The sequence below is a fragment of the Halobacillus sp. 12SKB genome (assembly GCF_052941655.1).
Window position 1 is genome coordinate 3817988 of record NZ_JBRFWR010000001.1, and the last position, 21236, is coordinate 3839223.

The 21236-nt window shown below is 45.6% G+C and carries 24 protein-coding genes; 7 read left to right on the plus strand and 17 right to left on the minus strand.

Going from position 1 to position 21236, the window contains the following annotated elements; genetic code table 11:
- Position 1: 1 nt before the first annotated feature.
- Both ACQ4XT_RS19185 and ACQ4XT_RS19190 read right to left on the minus strand, forming a co-directional pair.
- A complete protein-coding gene (locus ACQ4XT_RS19185) occupies positions 2 to 226 on the minus strand; it encodes a hypothetical protein (protein WP_226588277.1) in 225 nt (74 codons plus the stop codon).
- A gap of 97 nt (positions 227 to 323) precedes the next feature.
- Entirely contained in the window at positions 324 to 1304 is a 981-nt protein-coding gene (locus ACQ4XT_RS19190) for an aminoglycoside phosphotransferase family protein (protein ID WP_446855148.1), read from the minus strand.
- A 214-nt stretch (positions 1305 to 1518) separates the two neighbouring features.
- On the opposite strand from ACQ4XT_RS19190, the gene ACQ4XT_RS19195 reads away from it, so the two are divergent.
- Genes ACQ4XT_RS19195 through ACQ4XT_RS19210 form a run of 4 tightly spaced genes read left to right on the plus strand, consistent with a single transcriptional unit; the run spans position 1519 to position 6068 of the window.
- The gene (locus ACQ4XT_RS19195; protein ID WP_446855150.1) at positions 1519 to 2754 is read left to right on the plus strand and encodes a Zn-dependent hydrolase; all 1236 of its coding nucleotides are present in this window, start codon (positions 1519 to 1521) and stop codon (positions 2752 to 2754) included.
- Positions 2755 to 2769: 15 nt separating this feature from the next.
- Positions 2770 to 4380: an amidohydrolase gene (locus tag ACQ4XT_RS19200; RefSeq protein WP_446855152.1), complete on the plus strand. Its 1611-nt coding sequence runs from the start codon at positions 2770 to 2772 to the stop codon at positions 4378 to 4380.
- Positions 4377 to 4598: a DUF3311 domain-containing protein gene (locus tag ACQ4XT_RS19205; protein WP_160912162.1), complete on the plus strand. Its 222-nt coding sequence runs from the start codon at positions 4377 to 4379 to the stop codon at positions 4596 to 4598. The genes ACQ4XT_RS19200 and ACQ4XT_RS19205 overlap by 4 nt, the downstream gene beginning before the upstream one ends.
- Entirely contained in the window at positions 4599 to 6068 is a 1470-nt protein-coding gene (locus ACQ4XT_RS19210; protein WP_446855155.1) for a sodium:solute symporter family protein, read from the plus strand. It abuts the gene before it with no gap.
- A 92-nt stretch (positions 6069 to 6160) separates the two neighbouring features.
- Here ACQ4XT_RS19210 and ACQ4XT_RS19215 read toward each other — a convergent pair whose 3' ends face one another.
- The gene (locus ACQ4XT_RS19215; protein WP_446855158.1) at positions 6161 to 6721 is read right to left on the minus strand and encodes a histidine phosphatase family protein; all 561 of its coding nucleotides are present in this window, start codon (positions 6719 to 6721) and stop codon (positions 6161 to 6163) included.
- Positions 6722 to 6993: 272 nt separating this feature from the next.
- Between ACQ4XT_RS19215 and ACQ4XT_RS19220 the strand changes: the two genes are divergently transcribed.
- Complete coding sequence (locus tag ACQ4XT_RS19220; RefSeq protein ID WP_446855161.1) at positions 6994 to 7191, plus strand: hypothetical protein; 198 nt, start codon at positions 6994 to 6996, stop codon at positions 7189 to 7191.
- Positions 7192 to 7227: 36 nt separating this feature from the next.
- Here the strand turns inward: ACQ4XT_RS19220 and panF are convergent, their stop codons facing one another.
- Both panF and ACQ4XT_RS19230 read right to left on the minus strand, forming a co-directional pair.
- Positions 7228 to 8694: a sodium/pantothenate symporter gene (gene panF / locus ACQ4XT_RS19225; RefSeq protein ID WP_446855163.1), complete on the minus strand. Its 1467-nt coding sequence runs from the start codon at positions 8692 to 8694 to the stop codon at positions 7228 to 7230.
- On the minus strand, positions 8691 to 8972 hold the full coding sequence (locus ACQ4XT_RS19230; protein ID WP_446855165.1) for a YhdT family protein: 282 nt from the start codon (positions 8970 to 8972) through the stop codon (positions 8691 to 8693). The genes panF and ACQ4XT_RS19230 overlap by 4 nt, the downstream gene beginning before the upstream one ends.
- 484 nt (positions 8973 to 9456) lie before the next feature.
- Between ACQ4XT_RS19230 and ACQ4XT_RS19235 the strand changes: the two genes are divergently transcribed.
- Entirely contained in the window at positions 9457 to 9759 is a 303-nt protein-coding gene (locus ACQ4XT_RS19235) for a hypothetical protein (protein WP_446855167.1), read from the plus strand.
- A gap of 194 nt (positions 9760 to 9953) precedes the next feature.
- Here the strand turns inward: ACQ4XT_RS19235 and ACQ4XT_RS19240 are convergent, their stop codons facing one another.
- The 8 genes from ACQ4XT_RS19240 to ACQ4XT_RS19275 form a co-directional block, all read right to left on the minus strand.
- The gene (locus ACQ4XT_RS19240; RefSeq protein ID WP_446855168.1) at positions 9954 to 10481 is read right to left on the minus strand and encodes a GNAT family N-acetyltransferase; all 528 of its coding nucleotides are present in this window, start codon (positions 10479 to 10481) and stop codon (positions 9954 to 9956) included.
- Positions 10482 to 10539: 58 nt separating this feature from the next.
- Positions 10540 to 10926, minus strand: coding sequence for a VOC family protein (locus ACQ4XT_RS19245; protein WP_446855170.1), 387 nt, complete (start codon positions 10924 to 10926; stop codon positions 10540 to 10542).
- On the minus strand, positions 10911 to 11603 hold the full coding sequence (locus ACQ4XT_RS19250) for an HAD family hydrolase (RefSeq protein ID WP_446855171.1): 693 nt from the start codon (positions 11601 to 11603) through the stop codon (positions 10911 to 10913). The genes ACQ4XT_RS19245 and ACQ4XT_RS19250 overlap by 16 nt, the downstream gene beginning before the upstream one ends.
- On the minus strand, positions 11600 to 12043 hold the full coding sequence (locus ACQ4XT_RS19255; RefSeq protein ID WP_446855173.1) for a GNAT family N-acetyltransferase: 444 nt from the start codon (positions 12041 to 12043) through the stop codon (positions 11600 to 11602). The genes ACQ4XT_RS19250 and ACQ4XT_RS19255 overlap by 4 nt, the downstream gene beginning before the upstream one ends.
- Positions 12044 to 12046: 3 nt before the next feature.
- Positions 12047 to 12472 (minus strand): DUF1801 domain-containing protein, encoded by a 426-nt coding sequence (locus ACQ4XT_RS19260; RefSeq protein WP_446855174.1) that lies wholly within the window; start codon positions 12470 to 12472, stop codon positions 12047 to 12049.
- A gap of 206 nt (positions 12473 to 12678) precedes the next feature.
- Complete coding sequence (locus ACQ4XT_RS19265) at positions 12679 to 13821, minus strand: D-alanyl-D-alanine carboxypeptidase family protein (protein ID WP_446855176.1); 1143 nt, start codon at positions 13819 to 13821, stop codon at positions 12679 to 12681.
- Positions 13822 to 14111: 290 nt separating this feature from the next.
- On the minus strand, positions 14112 to 15275 hold the full coding sequence (locus tag ACQ4XT_RS19270; protein ID WP_446855178.1) for an iron-containing alcohol dehydrogenase: 1164 nt from the start codon (positions 15273 to 15275) through the stop codon (positions 14112 to 14114).
- 97 nt (positions 15276 to 15372) lie between these two features.
- Positions 15373 to 15813: a GNAT family N-acetyltransferase gene (locus ACQ4XT_RS19275; RefSeq protein WP_446855180.1), complete on the minus strand. Its 441-nt coding sequence runs from the start codon at positions 15811 to 15813 to the stop codon at positions 15373 to 15375.
- 139 nt (positions 15814 to 15952) lie between these two features.
- On the opposite strand from ACQ4XT_RS19275, the gene ACQ4XT_RS19280 reads away from it, so the two are divergent.
- A complete protein-coding gene (locus ACQ4XT_RS19280; protein WP_446855182.1) occupies positions 15953 to 16765 on the plus strand; it encodes an alpha/beta fold hydrolase in 813 nt (270 codons plus the stop codon).
- A 337-nt stretch (positions 16766 to 17102) separates the two neighbouring features.
- Here ACQ4XT_RS19280 and ilvA read toward each other — a convergent pair whose 3' ends face one another.
- From ilvA to leuB, 4 genes are read right to left on the minus strand one after another with little or no spacing between them, the layout of a single operon-like run.
- Positions 17103 to 18062, minus strand: a complete 960-nt coding sequence (ilvA, locus tag ACQ4XT_RS19285; protein WP_446855185.1) for a threonine ammonia-lyase — start codon at positions 18060 to 18062, stop codon at positions 17103 to 17105.
- 14 nt (positions 18063 to 18076) lie between these two features.
- Positions 18077 to 18682: a 3-isopropylmalate dehydratase small subunit gene (gene leuD / locus ACQ4XT_RS19290; RefSeq protein ID WP_220583740.1), complete on the minus strand. Its 606-nt coding sequence runs from the start codon at positions 18680 to 18682 to the stop codon at positions 18077 to 18079.
- Between the two features lie 4 nt (positions 18683 to 18686).
- A complete protein-coding gene (gene leuC, locus ACQ4XT_RS19295) occupies positions 18687 to 20099 on the minus strand; it encodes a 3-isopropylmalate dehydratase large subunit (protein ID WP_446855187.1) in 1413 nt (470 codons plus the stop codon).
- Between the two features lie 21 nt (positions 20100 to 20120).
- Positions 20121 to 21227 carry a 3-isopropylmalate dehydrogenase gene (leuB, locus tag ACQ4XT_RS19300; protein ID WP_446855189.1) on the minus strand — a complete coding sequence of 369 codons (1107 nt, stop codon included), beginning with the start codon at positions 21225 to 21227 and terminating at the stop codon, positions 20121 to 20123.
- Positions 21228 to 21236 lie beyond the last annotated feature (9 nt).

Below are 21236 nucleotides of genomic sequence, written 5' to 3' on the forward strand. Positions count from 1 at the left end.
GTCATTTTTTCTTACCATTAATCACCTTTAATGTCGGCGCTTGTTTTTCATCTGGCTGATGTTCAAAGGACGTAATCGTCGCCCCGATTCCAATTGTGAGTGAACCATCTGACTCCACACGGAACAACGTGCCGGGCTCTTTGACGCGGACGGATTGGACATTATGTCTGGCAAACACCTGCTGCAAGTCACCAATCAATTCATCTTTTCCATATGTGAAACCCATTTTGTCACTCCCTAAATGATCCTCTATTACTAGTAGGATATGTAAAAAGAGAGACAAACATGCCCAAGAATTCCAAGAGCTTTCTAAATCCGCCGCATCATTCATAGAGAGACGTTTCATAACGCGCCATATATAACTCAAGCGCGCTTAGATGCGTGGCTTTCGCTCTCTGCTGCGTTCGCTCTTTTACTTCAGGAAACTTTTCTGCTTCTACATAATCCGCAAGAACATCAATGACGTCATCTAATAATTTCGCCTTAAAATAAAGACTCATACGCTCCACCACCTCCATGCCTGCAAGATCTCTCACTTTCCCCTCCCAAACCGGCCACTCTTTACTATAAACCCAAGGCCAGAGCAAGGAAGCATAATCGGCTGCGGTATCTCCGATGGTTAGATCGTCCCAATCAATCATGCAGAACCTATCCTCATTCACTAAAATGTTCTGCTGATTCAGATCATTATGAACGACATCTTCCGCTGGACGTTGAAAAAGATTCGCTTGTTTCACTTCTTTTTCCAGCTGATCCGTCATTTTGTGAAACATCTCAAAGGTCTCCTCTTTTACAAAAGGAAGACTCTCTCTATCAGCATCTATAATTTTCATGTCTTCCCGGAACCGATGAATATAGGTTTGAATCAATGCTTCTGCACAAGTCTTTCCTCCTCTGCTGAGCACACGTTTAAGATTTGGATCACCATGAAGCTTACTTATTTTTAATAAGATTTCATCCTGCCAAGCCTGCCCTTTCCACACATCTCCTTCAAAAAACTCAAACACAAGACCATAGGGGTGACCAGGGATGACGGCTTCATGGATTTCCATCAGCATCTTCGGAGCACGATAATTTTCTGTCAAATACTCGTGAATTCGTGCCCACTGCTTCAGCCTCGCTATATGATCCTTTTTGCAAAACTTCACATGGAAGCACTTCTCCCGATCTGAAATTTGATAGGACCGATTGACAAAACCCCCAGGATTCCATATGTACTGAATGGTGATGTTATCTGAATCCAATCCAAGTCCTGCTTTTAGTGCCCATTCTTTCAAACGGATTGCTCTCTCTTTTTCATTCATAAGCTCTCCCCCCTAAACTACTCATTCTTTATTAAGCCTTCCGCTTCCTTCTGTTGGACAAAGCAAGCGGAGGAAAAATCTGCGTTTTCATCCGACAACTTGTATAAAGCAGCCTCTCTTCACAGCCCCTTACTATAGAACCATTTAACATTATGTCAATTGTCAGATAATTATGAACTTGATATAGTTAGTTAAAACAAGGAGGAGATCCAACTTGAAGATCAATCAAAACAGATTTCAAGAACACATCGAAACCCTAGCCAAAATCGGAAAGATTGGAGAAACCGGCGTCTGCCGTCTCGCACATTCAAAAGAAGACCGGGAAGCTGTCGATGTTGTCCGTCTCTGGATGGAAGAAGCCGGACTGGATACACACATCGATGGATTTGGAAACTTAGTTGGTCGTATCGAAGGAAAAGAAAAAGACAAACCGATCCTCATGTTAGGTTCCCACATTGACTCCCAACCTTATGGAGGGCGCTTTGACGGAACGTTAGGTGCTTTAGGCGCCATTGAAGTTGTACATACGATGAAAGAAGAAGGCATCACCCCTAACCGCTCCATTGAGGTCATCTGTTTTGCTGACGAAGAAGGGTCAAGATTCAATAAAGGCGTTTTCGGCGTCCGGGGGATGATCGGCCAGCTCGAAGAAGGCGAACTCGAACGAAAAGATAAAAATGGGGTGACCCGCTTAGAGGCTTTAAGAGAATTCGGCGTGGAACCAGATTTGAGCCAAAGTCCTATCTATAAACCTGGCGATATTGAAGCATTCCTTGAACTCCATATTGAACAGGGACCCGTACTCGAATCGCAGGACAAACCCGTTGGAATCGTATCGGCCATCTCCGGTCCGATCTGGCTGACGGTGACTCTTGAAGGTTTTGCCGGTCACGCAGGATCCGTGCCAATGAACTTGAGGCAGGATGCATTTTTAGGAGCCTCCATCATTACAAAAGAATTTAATGAACTTGTCTGCAATGAAGGCACGCCAAATACAGTCGGTACCGTCGGCAGTGTCCAGACTTTCCCGAACTCCCGCAACATCATCCCTGAAAAAGTCGAGTTAACAATTGACCTTCGCGACATTGACTTGGATGCCCGCACAAAACTCGAGAAGAAACTGTATGAAATCATTGAACGTACGAGCAAAGAACTGAACCTTGAATACTCGATCAGTGAAGACACACGCAGTGATCCACGCTATTGCGCAGACTGGATCAAAGACATCATGAAAAAAGAAGACGAACAACTTGGTTACGATTCACCAACCTTGATGAGCGGTCCTTTTCACGATGCCTTATTTATGTCCTACATTAGTGATTACGGCATGATTTTCGTCCGTTGTGAAAAAGGGATCAGCCACAACCCGCTGGAGTATGCCGAAATGGAGGATATGCAAAAAGGCGTGGAGCTTCTTTATCATACGGCCTTAAAAATTGCTCAGTCCTAGATGGAGGGAGAAGAAATGAAAGCAACTAAAGTATTCATCAACGGAGAAGCCATCACCGCCGATCAGTCAGGCACCGTTCATGAAGCCCTCGCTGTCAAAGGAGAGCGCATCCTCCAAGTTGGGAAGACGACCGATATCATGGAACGGTGCGACGCTCATACAGAGGTCATTGACTTAAACGGGAAAAGTCTGCTTCCGGGATTCAACGATGCCCATGCCCACCTCGAGTTGTATGGCACCAACCAGATCGGCGTCAACCTGAAGCAGGAGGATTCCATAGAATCTATCATTGAAAAACTTCAAATGCGGGCTGAGGAAACACCCTCTGGAGAATGGGTCCGCGGCTGGGGTTACAACCAGAACACACTGTACGAGGAACGCCATCTGACCAAATGGGATTTGGACAAAGTGTCCACATCCCATCCCATCATTGTCGTAAGAACTTGTGGGCATATTTCATGTGTGAACAGCAAAGCTCTGGGAATGGCAGGTCTCACGTCTCAAACACCAAACCCACCCGGTGGGACCTATCACAGGGATAGTGGCGAGTTTACCGGCCTATTGCTAGAAGCAGCCCATATGGAGATGTTCCAGCTTGCCGATTATTCAGAAGCAGAGGTGATGCTCGGACTGCGAATCGCCTCGGATCATTTTTTACAAAACGGAATAACGAGTGTCCATGATGCAGGGGGGTACGGCAGCAAACACATCCGTTATTTACAAAAGGCTGCTCAAGAAGGAAAGATCAGACAGCGGCTTTATATCATGTATGGTTCCCTCTACGATTCTCCATCCGTTGTCAAAGCAGGTGTGGAGAGCGGGATCATGACAGGCCTCGGAGACGATACGATTAAAGTCGGCCCTGCAAAAGTTTTCATTGATGGAAGCAGCAGCGGTCCGACATGCAAAACCCGTGATCCATATACGAGTAACCCAAATGATTCAGGACTTCTTTATATGGACCAAAACGAGTTGGACCGACATCTTCTACCCGCGCATAACCATGGATGGCAGATCACCGCTCACGCCATGGGGGATGAAGCCGTACATATGCTGCTGACCACAATTGAGCGAGCGCTCAATCATGGTGGGAATAATAACCATCGTCACAGACTGGAGCATGCAGGAATCACTCCTCCTGACCTTGTAGAAAGGATAAAAGCCACCCGTGCTGTCCCCATTCCGAACCCTGCCTTTCTTTACGAATTCGGGGATGGATATATCAACGATTACGGTGACCGAGTCCACCACTTTTTCCCGTTAAAAAGTTACGTGGACCAGAACATTCCGTTTGCCATCGGTTCTGATAGCCCGATTACAACGGTAAATCCACTCATCGGCATCCACGCAGCCGTCAATCGGACAAGCAAACACGGCCACCCTGTCGGTCAAAACCAATCCATTACGGTCGAAGAAGCGATCCGTGCTTATACATGGGCAGGGGCTTATGCCAGTAGTGAGGAAGATTTAAAAGGAACTTTAGAACCTGACAAGTATGCAGATCTTGTGGTTCTCGATCAATCCATTTTGCGTTGTCCTTCCGAGACACTGAAGGACATCCAAGTAGAAATGACGATTCTAAATGGAGATATCGTGTATGAAAAACAAAAGGAGAATGCCCATTGACCAAGCAAAAGTTCATCAAAATTTACTGTCTTTCTTTAGCCATCCCATTTTTACTTCTCGTCTTCCCGTTGTTTTCCATCGCCAACAGGGAAACACCATTCATTATCGGTTTACCATTTTCAGTCTTCTGGGTCATTTTTTGGATCGTTGTTACATTCATCATCGTCTTATTCCTGTACAAAATCGACCCTGACAAAGACGAAAAGGAGGTCCACTAAATGGCACAATGGCAAATTGCAATGATCATGATGATCGGTTATCTCGTCGTCGCTTTATTCATCGGAGTTTTAGCAGGCCGTAACCAGGACAAAAGTTCACTGGAAGAGTTCACTACAGCGAAAGGGAATCTCGGTCTATTCGTCATGTGGTTCCTTATGGGTGGAGCGGTTTTTAGTGCCTTCTCGTTCCTTGGCGCACCAGGATGGGCCTTCTCCCGCGGTGCACCAGCTTTGTACATCATCACCTATACCGCCTTCGCTATCTTACCCTGGTATATCATTGGTCCGAAAATCGGAGCCATCGGTCGCAAACATAACATCTATACGGTCGCCGGATTTTTACAGCTGCGCTACTCCAGTCGTGTGATTGCCATGATCATCGGTATCGTCGCTCTACTGGCTTCCATCCAGTACTTAGCCACACAAATGAAAGGGATGGCCTATATTTTCAACATCATGACAGAAGGACGAATTCCATTCTGGCTTGGTGCATTGCTTTCTTACGGAATTGTCGTCGTTTACGTAGCTACAGGCGGGCTTCGAGCTGCTGCCTGGTCGGATGTGTTTCAAGGGATTCTCATGATCGTCATTTCCTGGACGGTCGGACTCACAATTGTCAATCAGCTTCATGACAGTGTGCCGAACATGTTCCGTAATCTGACCCAGGACAACCCAGGCTTTCTGCAAATCGGTGCCGAAGGTTCAACGATGTCCATGATGGCCTACACCACTACCATACTGGTATCAACCATCGGGTTTCTCATGTGGCCGCACTTGTTTTCAAAATCCTATGCCACCAAAGCCCGCACCATCAAGAAAACCGTGCTCGTCTATCCTATGTTTGCTTTGTTTCTAATCCCGCTCCTATTTGTCGGATTCTCTGCCGTTAACGTCATCCAATCCGATCAAATCGGTTCACCGGATGAAATCCTGCCCTACCTGATCACAACCGTTCTCACATTGCCGGGCTGGGTGTATGGTCTTGTCGGTGCTGGTGCGCTTGCTGCAGCCATGAGTACCGCGGATGCCATCACGCACAGTGCATCCCTTGAATTTACAGATGGCTTGATCCGCAACGTGAAAAGGGATCTTTCATCGAAAAGCACGCTCTTAATCATGAGAATCGGCGTCTTCGTCATCGGTGGACTCGCATATTTCATTACCGTCTTTGGTGGCCAGGGATTGATTGCCCTCCTGCTCGGAGCCTACGGATCAATCGTTCAATTCGCCCCAGGGGTGTACGGTGCCTTATATTCAAAAAAAATCACCGCTCCCGCTGTCATTACAGGGTTAATCTCGGGTACTGTCGTCAACTACTACTTCCAGCTTGTCGCAGACGCTCCACCAATGGATATTAACCCTGGTATCCTCGGTTTGATTGTCAACGTTGGACTTGTCGTCCTGATCAGTGCTTTTTCTCAAGGAAAAGAGATGCCAATGGCAGAAGAATATAGAAAAATAGGTTCGTAATAAAAAGGACTCTGAGTTAAATAAACTCAGAGTCTTTTATTATGATTAGTGAAGGGAACGACGTATGCATATACACGTCATAGACTTCGTCATTACACCTTCACCCTTATCCAGCCAGTCTCTTCAGGAAAGTCTTCACGTGTCAATGGATCCCCTTCTATCCATTGCCTGTAGGCTGTCATCGTACCATCATGTGTAACGACAAAAACACGGTCTTTCCCTTGTTGCTTACACCAACGAATCAGTTCAGAAGCAACGTCCTCGAATTCCTTTTCAGGGATTTCATTGATCCCCTCACCCCATCGGTCACCAGTCAATTGAAAGCCAGGAAACTCAGCTGACACCTGGTCTTTATCCAATGTCCGGTCGCACAGAAGAGTTTTCCACTCCTTCTTCTGTGGAAACATACGGGGACCAACAGCAGGAGACACAACTCTACTGCAAGAAATGCCTTCGCTCCAACGTTCAGCCGTTTGAAGAGTTCTTAATGTCGGACTAACAATCAGTAAATCTTCTGAAGCCAGCGGCCATGTTTTTTGTAATTCTCCTGCCTGACTTTCTCCACGTGTTGTCAGAGCAGGATGGAGGGTATGTAATCGATCATGATTTATCGTATGTTCTCCTTCTCCATGACGAACAAATATAAGTTCCATCATTGTCCTCCCTGTGTTATGTTCTTGCTCCCATCTTTCTTATATAGCTAAGAATCATAAATATAATAAAATACATCCATGCACACCCGACAATAAAAGTGAAAACTACAAGCTCCTCTCCCCTTTCCAGCGGGAGAGGAAATAAGACGCTCCCACTTAACCCAATACCTATGAATGTGTAAAACGAAAAGCTTTGCCACCATTTTTGTGTAGACAATACACGATTGAGGAAAATAGACAAAGGGATTCCTAAAATGAGATAAACAGGGAACGTGAACACAAATACAAGAGCTGAAACATCCCCAGCACCGGAAGATAATACATTTACCACGATTGATACAGTGATCGATGAAAAAAAGGCAGCTAGAATTCCTGTAAATAATTTCATGGTTCATTCAACCCCTGTGCAGACCTTTATTTCCCAAGCAATATTCATCCATAACGTAACACAGTCTATGATTGGTTTCTAACAAAAAAAGGATGGAGCTCCTCCATCCTTTTTTTATTTAAGCACTCCACATTTTTTGGAACACATGCCTCTGAATATCTTCATGCCGTTTCACGGTCAGTATACTAAACAGGACATAAGCAAAGAGACTCAATAGCACGGGCAGTACCACTGTATGCATACCAAACGCTTCAGGCATAAAGCTATGAAATAGAATATAACTTCCTACCCCAGTCAAAATAGAAGCAATGGCTCCACTAGCATTGCCTTTTTTCCAGTACAGACCCATGATGACCGGCCAAATGAAGGCTGCTTCCAACCCGCCGAAAGCAAATAAGTTCAACCAAATCAGTAAATCCGGTGGCTGAACCGCCATAGCAAATACGAGAATTCCAATAACAGCGGTGACGGAAATACTTAGTCTCTTCACCTTCTTCGCACTTGCCTCGGGATTTACATAGTTCAAATATACATCTTTCACCACCGCTGAACTGACAAGCAGGAGGAGAGAATCGACGGTAGACATGATTGCTGCCATCGGAGCAGCAAGCACAATTCCCGCCAGCCAGGCAGGCAGCACCTCCATTGCAATTCGCGGCATGACCGTATCTCCGACTTCAATTCCAGGAAGGACAGGTCTTGCAAAGACACCTGTCAAGTGCATGCCGAGCATGATCACACCGACAACTACCGTTCCAATAATTAAAGCACGGTGCATGCCACGTGAGCTTTTATAGCTCATAGCACGGACAGCAACTTGAGGCAGACCGACAACGCCGACACCGACAAGGATCCAGAAGGAGGATACATACAGCGGCGTAAGGGAACGATCCGCTCCGTACGGTGTAATTAAGTCCGGGTTCTCTGCAGCAAGATCGGAGATGATGTTCCCGACTCCGCCCCCTGCGATAATCGTACCGATCAAGATGACCATCGTACCGAAAAACATGATGACCCCCTGCACAGTATCTGTTATTGCAACAGCACGGAATCCGCCGATAATGACATAAACAAGCACGGAAACAGCAAAAATGAACAAAGCTGCCGTATAGGATAACCCTGTAAAGGATTCAATCAGACGAGCGCCCCCGACCCACTGAGCCGCCATGGCCGAGAATAAGAAAATGATGATACTTGCAGCTGATAGGATGACCACCCACTTACTCTGATAACGTTCCCTCAAGAAATCGACAAGCGTAACCGCACGAATTTTCCTTGCCATGATGGCGAATTTCTTTCCAAGTACCGACAGTACAAAATAACCTGTTGCCAGCTGAGTCATGGAAAGCAATACCCAGCCAAGACCGACGGTGTAAGCAACTCCAGGCCCGCCTACGAAGCTACTTGCACTTCCATAAGTGGCGACCATCGTCATCGCTAAAATAAAACCACCAAGCTGACGACTTCCCAAGAAATATTCCTGCAGGAAATCCGCACTCGACTTTAAGTATTTCGAAGCATAAAAGCCAATAAAAAATATGATGACTAAAAATACTAACAGTGGTATGACAACGCCCCAATTCATTTTTCATCCTCCTCATCCAGCGGTACTTCCTTAAACAAAAATTTGACCGCAAGTATTACGAGAAGGAAGATAAGGATTGTGACGGCGATACAACTATAAAAAAACCAAGCAGGAAAGCCGAGAATGTAGTCATATTCCTCCACAGGTCCCGACCCGAAACCATAGGCAAAGCCATACCAGAGAATGAAGTTCACAACAACCAGTGCAACCCCGATCAGCGCCTCTTTGTTCGCAATTTTGTATCGCGGATCTTCCACTCGCTTATCTTGTTGATTCATAAAGTCTTCCCCCTTAACCATCCAAACATCTACTGATCTATGTATTTAATTTTTGCTATGTTTTCTTCTTTTCCAAGCTTACCGAAAAATCACCCGCCTGTCTGCACCCTTTTTTCACAAAAAACGTGCTACTCCAAACTTTCCAGACATAAAGTATGAATGTTCCATTTTATAATATAAGCTCCCGATTGAGGAAGACTCATTTTCAAGTATGCTTCAGAGGTTCGTTGCCTGGTTGGGCGTCAGAGTTTGCGGGGAATAACTCGCTTTCCTATAGGGGATGGCGGGCTCCCTCGGAGAGCGAGTTATTCCCAGCAGCCCCAATCCACTCAACAAAAGCTTCAAAATCAAGATCTCAACACCCCTCCCATATCCTTTAATAAAAAATAAACGGGACTACGTATGGTTTAGAAAACTTATGCTTGCGTTACGGTCAACATCATGTAAAATGGATATATTCATAGATACAAAGGGAGTGCGCCGAATGAAAAGACACTCAGCCTTGTTCATAGTCATCCTGCTTCTCAGTATTGCATTGCCGTTCACATACGGTGAAGACCATAGCGGCTATTTCAAAGGCGACGTCCAGGAAAGCACTCTACTTGAAACAACGACCTCAAACGATGATCAAACAGACAAAACGTTCGTCATTCCAACTGTTTTCAGTTTTCTGTTGATCGTCCATTTATGTACAAAAATCACTTCAACATCCTTGAGGCCTTTCCGCAAGTTGTTCTTTCTGAACCCTGTATTCTATCAATCCAATTATGTGATCCAATACCTTTGATGTTGCTCAAACCAGCCAACAATCAAAGGAGGTTTCACCTATGTTATGGTTCAGAATGATTATGATCAGTATGTTCTCACTGACAGCTTTGTCCCTTCTGTCTTATCAGGGAACAGAGATCTATCATGCTTTCCTAGAATTTTTCAGTAAAAAATAATTTCAGACCCATACGCCAATCCAGGCGTATGGGTTTTTTATAGCGTAAATTCAAGTTGTATATCTCTAGGTTCACGAAAGAAAATGGTTGCATTCACTTCTTTTGCTGGCTCACATCCCATCTTTTGATAAAACATCTGGGTTTCAATAGAAGGATGAGCACCAATATACAGTTTCTCCGATCCCATTGCTTTAGCCACCTCGCAAGCTTTCTGGAAAAGCACTTTTCCTACCCCATTCCCGCGAAATTTTCGGGTCACATGTATGTACGATAATTCTCGGTACATGGACTTTTCACCAAAAGTAGCCGCTTCAACGACAGCAAAACCATAGACTACTTGCCCCTTCAAAGCTGCTACCACGGCTCCTCCATCTTCTATCACCAGCCGAAAATGGTGGATGATCGTCTGTTTGTTTTCTTCTGTCCAATCCTCTTCAAAAGGGTCGCTTTTTTCATGAAATGTCCCTGATTGGAATACCCATACGCAGTCCGTTTTTTGATATCGATCAAAAGAATCCAGCATGTGACCGTCAATGTCGCGCCATTTCAATCTTATGATGTTCATGATCTTCCTCCGATCCACACGTTAAAAAGGAGGCCCTTTAATGGCGCCCCCGTTATCCTCACTTATAAAGTAAGTTCAATCGTTCTTCCTCTTCTTTTTTATCATGATATTCATAAAAACCTACCCCATTACCCCAAGGATCTTGAAAAGTCCCCCACTTCACGGGAACCTCATCACGCGAATGGATGTCAAAAGGGGCAAGGCTTAATTCTTCAACCAGAAAATCTCTTGTCGCTTCAAGATCGGTAACTCCAATGCGAAAAGGTCCACTGTTTTCGGATGGCGTTCCCTCCGCCAGCTGGAGCCAGAATCCAGGGATGACCTCCCACTCGACAAAACCTTCATGAGGGATGAAATCAGGCTTTTTCCCAAGTAATTTTTCATACCATTGCTGCCCTTCTACAAGATCAGGGACACGGATTTGATTGGTCACTTCGAATAACATGAGCGTTCCTCCTTAGTATTCATTTTTTGGAGTAGTAACGGGAGTTCCGTCAAATGAAAAATAGAATAGCGCGCCAATGACTCTTCCTCTTTATTGTCCTTTTTCCATATCGCTTTCATCCCAATGTTTTCTGCTGCTTGGACATCTTTTTCTAGATGGTCCCCAACATACACACAGGCTTCCAGCGGTTGGTTGATCCGTTCCATCGCTCGTTCAAAAATCGTCGGATCAGGCTTTTTCACCCCTTCAAGCTCTGAGATGAGAATGGTTCTGAAGAAAGATTCAATGCCTAACGCCTGGATATTGTCCATTTGGAAACGTCCTTTTCCATTTGTGATGAGACCCAGATGGTATCGGTCCGCTATTAGTTGTAGCAATACTTCCTGAAGTCCTTGAAAAGGAATACAATGATGCTTGAAAGAGTCCTGATAATCTTGATAGAGCTCTGCCTCCATGCCTTTTTCTATATTCAGTTCATATACAAGGTGTTGATAAACTTGATCCTTAGGCCGATACCCACGCTGATCCAAATCTATAAACCTTGAAGCGAAAGCTACTCTTGAGACAGATTTGAGAGACTCCTCAAAGCGATCGAATTGATCGTTTATAAAACGCTCAACAGAAGCATCGCGGTCCAAAAGCGTCCGGTCCAAGTCGAAAATAACGGCCTGAATCATATTCGATGCCCTTCTTCTCTCGCTTTTCGATAGCCGTAAAAGGAACAGTTCTCCTCAACTTGAAAACCACAAGACTCATAGAATGAGAAATTCTCATCCGACGTATGCGCAAACCAATCCCCATGCGGCAGTTTTTCCATACATAAAGAAATCAGCTTATGGGCGATTCCCTTTCCTCGGTATGGTTCCGAAACGACCAGGTCCATGATTGTTGCCATCATGATCTGGTCAGAAACGACTCGGACCATTCCTACCATCTCTTCCTGATCCCAAACCGTAAACGCCCACGTCGAATTCTCAAAGATGAGAGAGAATTTTTCTTCTTGCCACGAAGGACCTCCTCGTGACCAGCCGACCTCTTCAAACAGCTGCTTTACACGTTTCGCAGGTACTCCCCTTGCGCCTTCACGAATCGTCAACCCTTGAAAGTACTGATACATCCCTTACCCCTCCGGATACGTGTGCTGCAAAAAAGTGACAGATTGAAGGATGAGTTCTTTTAAAACCTCTACATCAATGTCATCCACCTTGTTGATGTACACACACGCTTTCCCGCTCTTGTGTTTCCCGAACTTCTCAAGAAGCTCTTCACGTTCCGGATCACCCGTTGCGAAATACAGGCTGATTTTCGCTTTTCGTGGAGAAAAGCCTACAAGTGGAGCATCCCCTTCATGGCCCGTCTTATATTTGTAATGATAAGAACCGAAGCCAATGATCGACGGACCCCACATTTTAGCTTCATACCCTGTCGTTTCAGTGAAAATATCCAACAACCGGTAGGCGTCTTCCCGCTTTTTCGGGTGGTCCACTTCTTCAATGAATTCAATCACGCTTCGATCGTTCTGCTTTGTTTTCTGTTCATAAGCCATTTCTCCCACTCCTTTCCATCGTGTTTCTTTACTAGTTCCACTCCCTCCCCTCTATTTCCTTTTAAAATCCAAAAGAAAAAGGAGGCTCTTCGACGGAACCCCCCTTCCTTCATCAGCTGACGACCCTTACATTCGGTTTCATCTGTACTATTTTGTCATCCTTTGTTCTTCACCAAAAAAATAAACCTCCTGAATGTGGAGGTTTATCATGATCCATGAAGTTCTTCATAAATTTCTGTCACCCAAAAATGTCGCGGAAAAATGAAAAGCGTCCAATACTCCTGCCATGCCGGCTTTTTGACCTCTTGTTCTTTTACAGGAGTGGTTGTTTTTTTATTCACCTTTTCCATCTGCTCTGTATAAATTCCTTTCCCATCTGAATCAGTTACAGATAGCACCCCTGTTTCATCCATTTCCGTTTTGACAGGGTCTCCTTTTAAATGTGTATAAGATATCTCACGAGGCAGTTGATAATCTTCTTTTACCTCTGGAAATTCTTCCTCAGGTTTTAGGACCGATGTTTGGTAGTGTTCAAATCCATAGTCCAGCAGTTTCTTCGTATCTTCATAGGATAACTCTTTAGTTCGGCTTTTCATTGTGATGACAATCAAATCCATATTCTCCCGGCTCGCACTCGTAGCCAACGTGAAACCAGATTGAGGGACATAACCTGTCTTTCCGCCAGTCACACCTTCATAAGGATCTTCCCTCATTAAACGATGATGCGTGTATAGCGTGGCATCCCACTTCTCTCCATCCCAATCCAGAACCTCTAATCCGTATATTTCATTAAACGTTTGATTTTCTTGTGCATATTGCGTAATTTTCGCCAGATCTTTCGCTGTCGTTCTATGCTCTGAGTCAAATAACCCATGAGGATTCTTGAAATCCGTCCGCTCTACCCCGGCTTTTTCCTCAAGGTAAGCATTCAAGTCTTCGGAGAACTGCTCGATACTCCCACTCATATGCTCGGCAATCGCAACACCTGCATCATTTCCGGAGTTCAGAAGCAGCCCCTGGACAAGCTCTTTTAATGTAGCCTGATCTCCCTCTTCAAGAAAAACACTGGACCCCCCTGTTTCATAAGCCTTTTCACTAACCGTCACCGTGTCATTGAGGTTCCCGTTTTCAATCGCATAAATCGCTGTTGCAATCTTCGTCAAGCTGGCCGGGTACATACTCGTCTCAGCATTCTTCTCATATAAAACTTCACCTGTATTCGCCTCAAGGACGATGGCCGCATCGCTATTAATTGATGGAGAATCGGGTTTGGATATGGCCATTGCTATGTTTGAATTTATATAAAACGTGGTATATAGGACTACAATGGTTACTAAAAGTTTCTTCATTTAAATGACTACTCCCTGTACACAGTTATTGATCTAATACATTCGCTCTTTTTAACCATGTATCAGTATATACATAATTGTCGCAATTTGAAGAAAACCCACGAATTCTTAAATAAATTGTAATCCCTTTGTAAACAACTTGGCTATTTCCTGAAAATTTTCCAACAGTTGTTTCTCAAGCATATGGCAAAACTAGTTAAGACTTAACATCTCGAAACGGAGTCTTCCAGAATAGGAATGTTTAGGTAATCAAAAGGAGAGGCTCTATTAGAGCCTCTCCTTTCTATATTTTATAGAGAACGATGAAGAATATCTAAAACTGTTTCACGGTTCATTTCTTTGTAGGTGCCTACCCCTGGTTTAATGAACGTTTTCTCCACAATATCGTTAAATGCTTCATCTGTGATGTCATAATCCTGAAGAGTGCTCGGTGCACCAAGAGAGTTCCAGAAATGACGCAGTGCTTTTGCTCCCTCTCGTGCAACTTCCACATCCGTCTTTCCTGCAGCGTCGATATCAAACACATGGGTTGCCAGCTGCTTCACTCGGCTTGGATCCTCTTCCAATACGTGCTCAAGCCAGTTGGGGAAAAGAATAGCAAGACCTCCACCGTGCGGGATATCATAGATGGCGGATACCGCGTGTTCAATCCGGTGAGTCGCCCAGTCCCCTCCATCTGTTCCATTCATTAAAGTTCCATTGAATGCGGTTGTACTTAAATACATCATTGTTTCCCTATGTTCATAGGATTCCAGATTCTCTATCAATTTCGGTCCGGTTTGTATAGCCGTACGTAAAAGGGACTCTATGAATCCATCGATCATTGGTGTGTTTTCCGTCCGATGGAAGTAGTGTTCCAATGCATGGGACATGCTGTCGACGATTCCATACACCGTCTGATTTTCAGGGACAGAAAATGTGTACGTTGGATCAAGAATTGAAAACGTCGGGTACACATGAGGGGATCCCCATCCAAGTTTGTCCTTTGTTTCCCAGTTTGTAATGACGGAAACAGCATTCATCTCAGACCCTGTGGCTGCAAGCGTCAGCACCGTACCAATCGGCAGAGCTTTTTCAATTGAAACTTCCTGTGTGATTAGATCCCACGCATCTGCTTCACTCGCTGCCCCAGCTGCAATCGCTTTTGTACAATCAATGACGCTTCCGCCTCCAACAGCAAGCAAAAAGTCGATCCCTTCTTTTTTACAGATATCGACACCTTTTCGAACAGTTGTCAATCGAGGATTCGGTTCAACACCGGATAGTTCATGAACGACGGCCTCAAGCTTCTCTAATTGTTGCATAACGTCCTCATACACACCGTTCTTCTTAATGCTTCCCCCACCATAAACGACAAGCACCTTTGCTCCCTGTCCTATTTCGTTAGGGATTTGTTTGATTTGACCCTCGCCAAAGTAGAGTTTTGTAGGGTTATATTGTAAAAAGTTATTCATCGTTCCACCTCACCTTTTTTATAGCTTATCTATTGTAACATTCCCACAATAAAAGCAGTTAACGATGAATATTGATCGTACTTATCAATATTTTTGATTATTCCATTCTCACTTTCAGTACAACTTCGCCCCACATCACTTCCCCAGTCCGTTCAAAACCAAGCGCTTCATAAAGGCGGATGGCTGCGTCATTTTCTGGTTCGGCACTCGTGTAGAAGTCAACAGGTCCATACATTTCTTTAACATGAGCAAGCAATGCGATCATTGATGCTTTTCCGTACCCTTTACCTTGATAATCTTGATCAATCATGAATCGGCTTACTTCCAATCGCTTTGTTTCGGGATCACGGTCGTACATAAGAAAACCAATCATTGTGTCGCCATCATAAATGCAAGTAGGAAAAAACTCTTTTTCAAAAGAAGCTTCAATAATCGAATACCAATTTTCCGCGACAAAGCCTTTTTGGCTTTCATCTACTTTAAGACTGACGCACTCTTCCCAATTTTCTTTTGCTACCGGTTTCAATAATAGATTCATGGTCAGCACCTCCGCTCCCTATTATATAGATAAGGAAGTGGAATAAACAGAATAGTGAGACAAATATTCCTGCCGTTCTGTTTTAAATGAAGGAGACAGGGAATATTCTTCATAACATAAAAGAAGGAGTTTTTTTCTAATGTCACTCTATATCGAAGTGGATCATGACCATCATATTGACGTATTTGTAGAAGATATTGGAGAAGGGCAGCCAATCGTCTTCCTTCATGGATGGCCACTGAACCATGAAATGTTCGAATATCAAATGAACGAACTGCCTCAAAAAGGCTACCGCTTCATAGGCATCGACCTGCGGGGATTCGGTAAATCAGACAAGCCGGCTTTTGGCTATGATTACGATACACTTGCCCACGATGTGAAAACCGTTGTCGAGTATCTTCAACTTGAAAACTTCTATTTAGCTGGATTTTCCATGGGCGGACCGATTGCCATTCGCTATGCGACGAAATTTGCAAACAAAGAATTTACGCAGTTGATCCTGGCAGGTCCGGCCGCTCCAAGTTTCACTCAAGGAGACGGCTACACCCACGGCATGAAGAAAGAAGAAGTGGACGCATTAATTGATTCCCTCCAAAACGACCGCCCAGCTGCATTGATAGACTTCGGTGAAGGATTCTACCATTCGGATATCTCAAAACCTTTTGGAGAATGGTTTCACAGCCTTGCCCTTAAAGCATCGGCTCACGCCACGATCGCTTGCGCAGCATCGTTAAGAGATGAAGATTTACGGGATGAAGTGGGACAAATAGATGTACCTACCCTCTTACTTCACGGCAAACACGATGAGATTTGTGATTATGCATTTTCCGAGATATTGAACCAGAAAATCCCAAACAGCACACTCGTACCGTTTGAAAGCAGCGGCCACGGAATGGTTTATGATGAAAAAGAAAAATTCAATCAGGTGATCCTTGATATATTGAAGCAGTAAAAAAGGAGAGCCCGGCTTCAAATGCCGGCTCTCCTTTTTTACTATGTACACGAAAGCACCTTCTCATCTCTACCAACCTCGATTGTGTAGAAGAGGACCAAAAATCCGAAGATGATAATAAAACTCCCAAAGTCGCTAATATATGTTCAAAAGATGCTAATATACACCCAAATGGTGCTAATAAAAGCCTCAATGTTGCTAATAAGTTCCCGGGGTACTATGGATGATACCGAAAAAGCATCAAAATCACTGATAGATACCCAAAACCAACGGGTCAACGACCGAGTTCCAATAAAAAATGCCAGGAAGAGTTTAAATACTCCTCCTGGCTGTCATCTTAAGCGATGACCACTTTCTTCGGATTGGCTAGCTTCTGGATCAGCGGCAATCGGGATAGATCCATGTTTCCTCCACTCAAGACAACTCCGCATTGCTGTTGTTCGAACGTGTCACACGTACTAAGAAGACCAGCAAGCGCAGTTGCTCCTGCTCCTTCGACCAACGTTTTTTCACGTTCGAGAAGCATCAGCATGGCTTTTGCGATTTCATGTTCTTCCACCGTGATCACTTGATCCACGTATTTTTGGATACACGTGTAAGTGAGTTTACCTCTTTCCTTCACGGCAATTCCGTCAGCAATCGTAGAGACAGATGTCAGTTTTTCAGGTCCTTTTTTGTACAGAGCATTGTACATGGACGGGGCTTTTGCGGACTGGACACCAATGACTTTGATGTCCGGCTTCAGCTGTTTGGCTGCGAACGCAATGCCTGCGATCAGCCCGCCTCCCCCGATCGGAACGAACAGACGGTTTAGATCCGGCTGCTGCTGCAGCATTTCAACGGCGACCGTCGCTTGTCCTGCCATGACATCATAGTCGTCGAACGGATGAAGAAAAGTAGCCCCCGTTCTTTCCTGCTCAAGCAAAGCGGATTGATAAGCTTCCTGGAAAGACTCGCCGGTAAGAACGACTTTCGCTCCGTACCCTTGCGTCGCTTCCACTTTCGCTCTCGGTGTTCCTTCCGGCATGAAGATTTGCGCCTGGATGCCCCGTTTCGCTGCAGCAAGAGCAACGCCTTGGGCATGGTTTCCGGCAGATGCTGCGATGACACCTCTGGACGCTTCGACTTCTGTTAGACAGGCAACCTTATAGGACGCCCCCCGTACTTTGAAAGCACCTGTTTTTTGCTGATTCTCCATCTTCAAGTAGACGTGCTGCCCGGTTTTCTCATTGAAGGTTGTTGATGTTTGCAGCGGGGTGCGGTGCACCACCTCCTGCAATTGTTCCTGTGCATCCATTACTTTAGCTAGCGTTAAGAAATCCCCAACGTCTTCACTCCTTTGTTTTGTTTTTCATACTGGTCGATTTTGTCTTCATACGTCAAAGTGACAGCAATTTCATCCCAGCCGTTCAATAGCATTTCTTTGTGGTAGGACTGGATGTCGAAGGACACTTCAAGGTCACCGTCATCAATGATCTGTTTTTCCAAATCGACCTTCACTTCATACTTCTCTTTCGTCGCCTTTTCCATCAGCTGATCTACAACCGGCTTCGGCAACTGAATCGGAAGGATTCCGTTTTTGAAGCAGTTGTTGTAGAAAATGTCGGCGAAACTCGGGGCGATGACCACTTTAAAGCCATAGTCCTGAATCGCCCATGGTGCGTGTTCCCTGGAGGAACCGCACCCGAAGTTTTCACCGCCGACAAGAACAGAAGCACCGTCATACTTTGGGTCATTCAAAGAGAAATCTTCCCGCAGTGTTCCATCCTCATTAAATCGCCAGTTGTAGAAGAGGAACTGGCCGAACCCCTGGCGTTCAATCCTTTTCAAAAATTGTTTCGGAATGATCTGGTCGGTATCGACATTCGATCGATCCAATGGGTAGACCAGACCACGATGCTGTTTGATCGGTTCCATCTCTTCACCCTCCTACCGTACTGGCGTATTTTCTGACATCGACAAAGTGACCTTCCAACGCAGCCGCTGCGGCCATCTCCGGACTGACGAGATGGGTACGGGCACCATTTCCCTGGCGTCCCTCGAAATTCCGGTTGGAAGTGGAAGCACAGCGTTCCCCAGGTGGGACGATGTCGTCGTTCATGGCGAGGCACATGCTGCAGCCGGCATCGCGCCATTCAAATCCTGCGGTCAAGAAAATTGTATCCAAACCTTCTGCTTCTGCTGCATCTTTTACAGATTTGGAACCAGGAACGACAAGAGCTCTCACGCCTTCATGTACCCGGCCGCCTTGGACGATTTCTGCCGCTTTACGCAAATCGCTCAGCCTGGAGTTTGTGCAGGATCCGATGAATACGTGCTCCACAGGAATCGATTCGATGCTCTGATTCGCCTCAAGTCCCATATATTCGATGGCCCGCTCGATGCCATCCCGATCTTCATCCACCGATTCAGGATCAGGGACACGACCGCCGACAGGAACACATTGAGAGGGGTTCGTTCCCCATGTGACCTGCGGTTCAATTTCATCCGCATGAATCATAAGCGTCTGGTCATATTCGGCACCTTCATCAGAAGCTAAAGCGAGCCACTGTTCAGCTGCTTCGTCAAAATCCTTCCCTTGCGGCACATAGCGTTTGCCACGCATGTAATCAACTGTCGTTGCATCAGGACTGATCAATCCAGCTCTTGCTCCTGCTTCAATGGACATGTTGCAAACCGTCATGCGTTCCTCCATTGAAAGGTTTCTGACCGCTTCACCGGTGTATTCGATCACATGCCCTGTTCCAAAACGGACCCCATACTTCCCAATAATCGCAAGAATTAAATCCTTAGCTGTGACACCTGTGCCAAGCACCCCATCGACGTTGACTTGTAGGGTTTTCGGTGGTGCCTGCCATAAAGATTGGGTGGCAAGCACGTGCTCCACCTCACTGGTACCTATTCCGAAAGCCAGTGCTCCAAAAGCTCCGTGCGTGGAAGTATGGCTATCCCCACAGACAATCGTCTTTCCCGGCTGGGTCAGACCAAGTTCCGGCCCGATCACGTGGACGATCCCCTGATCCGGGTGGTTGATGTCTGCCAGGAGGACGCCGAATTCTTCACAGTTTGCTTTCAATGTTTCCATCTGCTTTTTAGAAACTTCATCTTTGATGACATTCCGATGAATCGTTGGTACATTATGGTCCATCGTCGCATACGTACGATCCGGTCTCCTCACTTTCCTTCCGGCCATCCGCAATCCTTCAAACGCCTGGGGAGAGGTCACCTCATGAATCAGATGCAAGTCGATGTAGAGGAGATTCGGCTTCCCTTCTTCTTCATGGACGACATGCTGATCCCAAATTTTTTCTACAATGGTTTTTGGATGACTCATTCCGTTCCGCTCCCTTCGTGTTTATACGTAACAACGCATGATATTTTCTGTCGTATCATTTGTGCTGATTTGATCGACCACTCTTCGTGCCAATTCACTACCACTGACGACGGTACCTCCGACGAGATCGATGTCAGCTGTGTGATAGCCTTCATTCAACACTTCCTGTACAGCCGCTTCCACCTGTTCTGCTTCTTCTTCCATGCCGAACGAATGCTTCAGCATCATCGCTACAGATAGAATACTAGCGAGAGGATTCGCTTTATTCTCTCCAGCAATATCAGGAGCAGACCCGTGGACCGGCTCATAAAGTCCGACACCTGTTTCATTTAAACTGGCAGATGGAAGCATACCGAGCGAGCCTGTCAGCACAGAAGCTTCATCACTCAAGATGTCACCGAACATATTCTCTGTGACGAGGACATCAAAGTAAGCGGGATTTGTCACAAGTTTCATCGCAGCGGCATCCACAAGCATATGTTCAACCTGTACATTTGGATATTGCGCTTTTTTCTCCTCCACAACTTCCCGCCACATACGGCTCGACTCGAGGACATTTGCTTTATCGACAGATGTCAAATGCTTTCTCCGCACCTGAGCACTTTGGAAAGCCTGTTCAACAATCCTTTCAATCTCCGAACGTTCATATGCCAGCGTATCGACAACGGCTTTTCCATTGTTGCGTCGTTCTCTCGGTTCTCCAAAGTACAACCCACCGGTCAACTCACGGACAATCAACAGATCACTTGCCGCGACGACCTCCTGCTTTAAAGGCGATGCATGGAGCAACTGCTGAAACGCTTTGACAGGACGGAGATTCGCAAACAACCCGAGTTGTTTACGGATCCCGAGCAGCCCTTTTTCCGGCCTCATATTACCGGGAAGCTGATCCCATTTCGGTCCACCGACCGCTCCTAGGAAAATGGCATCTGCTTTCCTTGCTGCTTCGACCGTATCCTCCGGAAGGGGCGTTTCGTGATTATCGATCGCCACTCCTCCGATGTCATGAGTCTCAAAAGTGAAGGTGTGCTGAAAGCGGTCCGCTACCGACTGCAGCACATTTTTAGCGGCTTTTGTCACTTCTGGACCGATCCCGTCTCCTGGCAAAAGTACGATATGTTTTTCCATGTGCATCCC

What these genes read in the sequence shown, in the direction of transcription:
- leuC (WP_446855187.1), bottom strand. Translation starts at nt 20,099, where the DNA reads ATGAGTCATCCAAAAACCATTGTAGAAAAAATTTGGGATCAGCATGTC.
- ACQ4XT_RS19260 (WP_446855174.1), bottom strand. Translation starts at nt 12,472, where the DNA reads ATGGCTTATGAACAGAAAACAAAGCAGAACGATCGAAGCGTGATTGAA.
- ilvA (WP_446855185.1), bottom strand. Translation starts at nt 18,062, where the DNA reads ATGGATGCACAGGAACAATTGCAGGAGGTGGTGCACCGCACCCCGCTG.
- leuB (WP_446855189.1), bottom strand. Translation starts at nt 21,227, where the DNA reads ATGGAAAAACATATCGTACTTTTGCCAGGAGACGGGATCGGTCCAGAA.
- ACQ4XT_RS19245 (WP_446855170.1), bottom strand. Translation starts at nt 10,926, where the DNA reads ATGTTATTCGAAGTGACCAATCAAATCCGTGTCCCTGATCTTGTAGAA.
- ACQ4XT_RS19280 (WP_446855182.1), top strand. Translation starts at nt 15,953, where the DNA reads ATGTCACTCTATATCGAAGTGGATCATGACCATCATATTGACGTATTT.
- ACQ4XT_RS19275 (WP_446855180.1), bottom strand. Translation starts at nt 15,813, where the DNA reads ATGAATCTATTATTGAAACCGGTAGCAAAAGAAAATTGGGAAGAGTGC.
- ACQ4XT_RS19200 (WP_446855152.1), top strand. Translation starts at nt 2,770, where the DNA reads ATGAAAGCAACTAAAGTATTCATCAACGGAGAAGCCATCACCGCCGAT.
- ACQ4XT_RS19250 (WP_446855171.1), bottom strand. Translation starts at nt 11,603, where the DNA reads ATGATTCAGGCCGTTATTTTCGACTTGGACCGGACGCTTTTGGACCGC.
- ACQ4XT_RS19190 (WP_446855148.1), bottom strand. Translation starts at nt 1,304, where the DNA reads ATGAATGAAAAAGAGAGAGCAATCCGTTTGAAAGAATGGGCACTAAAA.
- leuD (WP_220583740.1), bottom strand. Translation starts at nt 18,682, where the DNA reads ATGGAACCGATCAAACAGCATCGTGGTCTGGTCTACCCATTGGATCGA.
- ACQ4XT_RS19255 (WP_446855173.1), bottom strand. Translation starts at nt 12,043, where the DNA reads ATGTATCAGTACTTTCAAGGGTTGACGATTCGTGAAGGCGCAAGGGGA.
- ACQ4XT_RS19215 (WP_446855158.1), bottom strand. Translation starts at nt 6,721, where the DNA reads ATGGAACTTATATTTGTTCGTCATGGAGAAGGAGAACATACGATAAAT.
- ACQ4XT_RS19185 (WP_226588277.1), bottom strand. Translation starts at nt 226, where the DNA reads ATGGGTTTCACATATGGAAAAGATGAATTGATTGGTGACTTGCAGCAG.
- ACQ4XT_RS19210 (WP_446855155.1), top strand. Translation starts at nt 4,599, where the DNA reads ATGGCACAATGGCAAATTGCAATGATCATGATGATCGGTTATCTCGTC.
- ACQ4XT_RS19240 (WP_446855168.1), bottom strand. Translation starts at nt 10,481, where the DNA reads ATGAACATCATAAGATTGAAATGGCGCGACATTGACGGTCACATGCTG.
- panF (WP_446855163.1), bottom strand. Translation starts at nt 8,694, where the DNA reads ATGAATTGGGGCGTTGTCATACCACTGTTAGTATTTTTAGTCATCATA.
- ACQ4XT_RS19270 (WP_446855178.1), bottom strand. Translation starts at nt 15,275, where the DNA reads ATGAATAACTTTTTACAATATAACCCTACAAAACTCTACTTTGGCGAG.
- ACQ4XT_RS19265 (WP_446855176.1), bottom strand. Translation starts at nt 13,821, where the DNA reads ATGAAGAAACTTTTAGTAACCATTGTAGTCCTATATACCACGTTTTAT.
- ACQ4XT_RS19235 (WP_446855167.1), top strand. Translation starts at nt 9,457, where the DNA reads ATGAAAAGACACTCAGCCTTGTTCATAGTCATCCTGCTTCTCAGTATT.
- ACQ4XT_RS19230 (WP_446855165.1), bottom strand. Translation starts at nt 8,972, where the DNA reads ATGAATCAACAAGATAAGCGAGTGGAAGATCCGCGATACAAAATTGCG.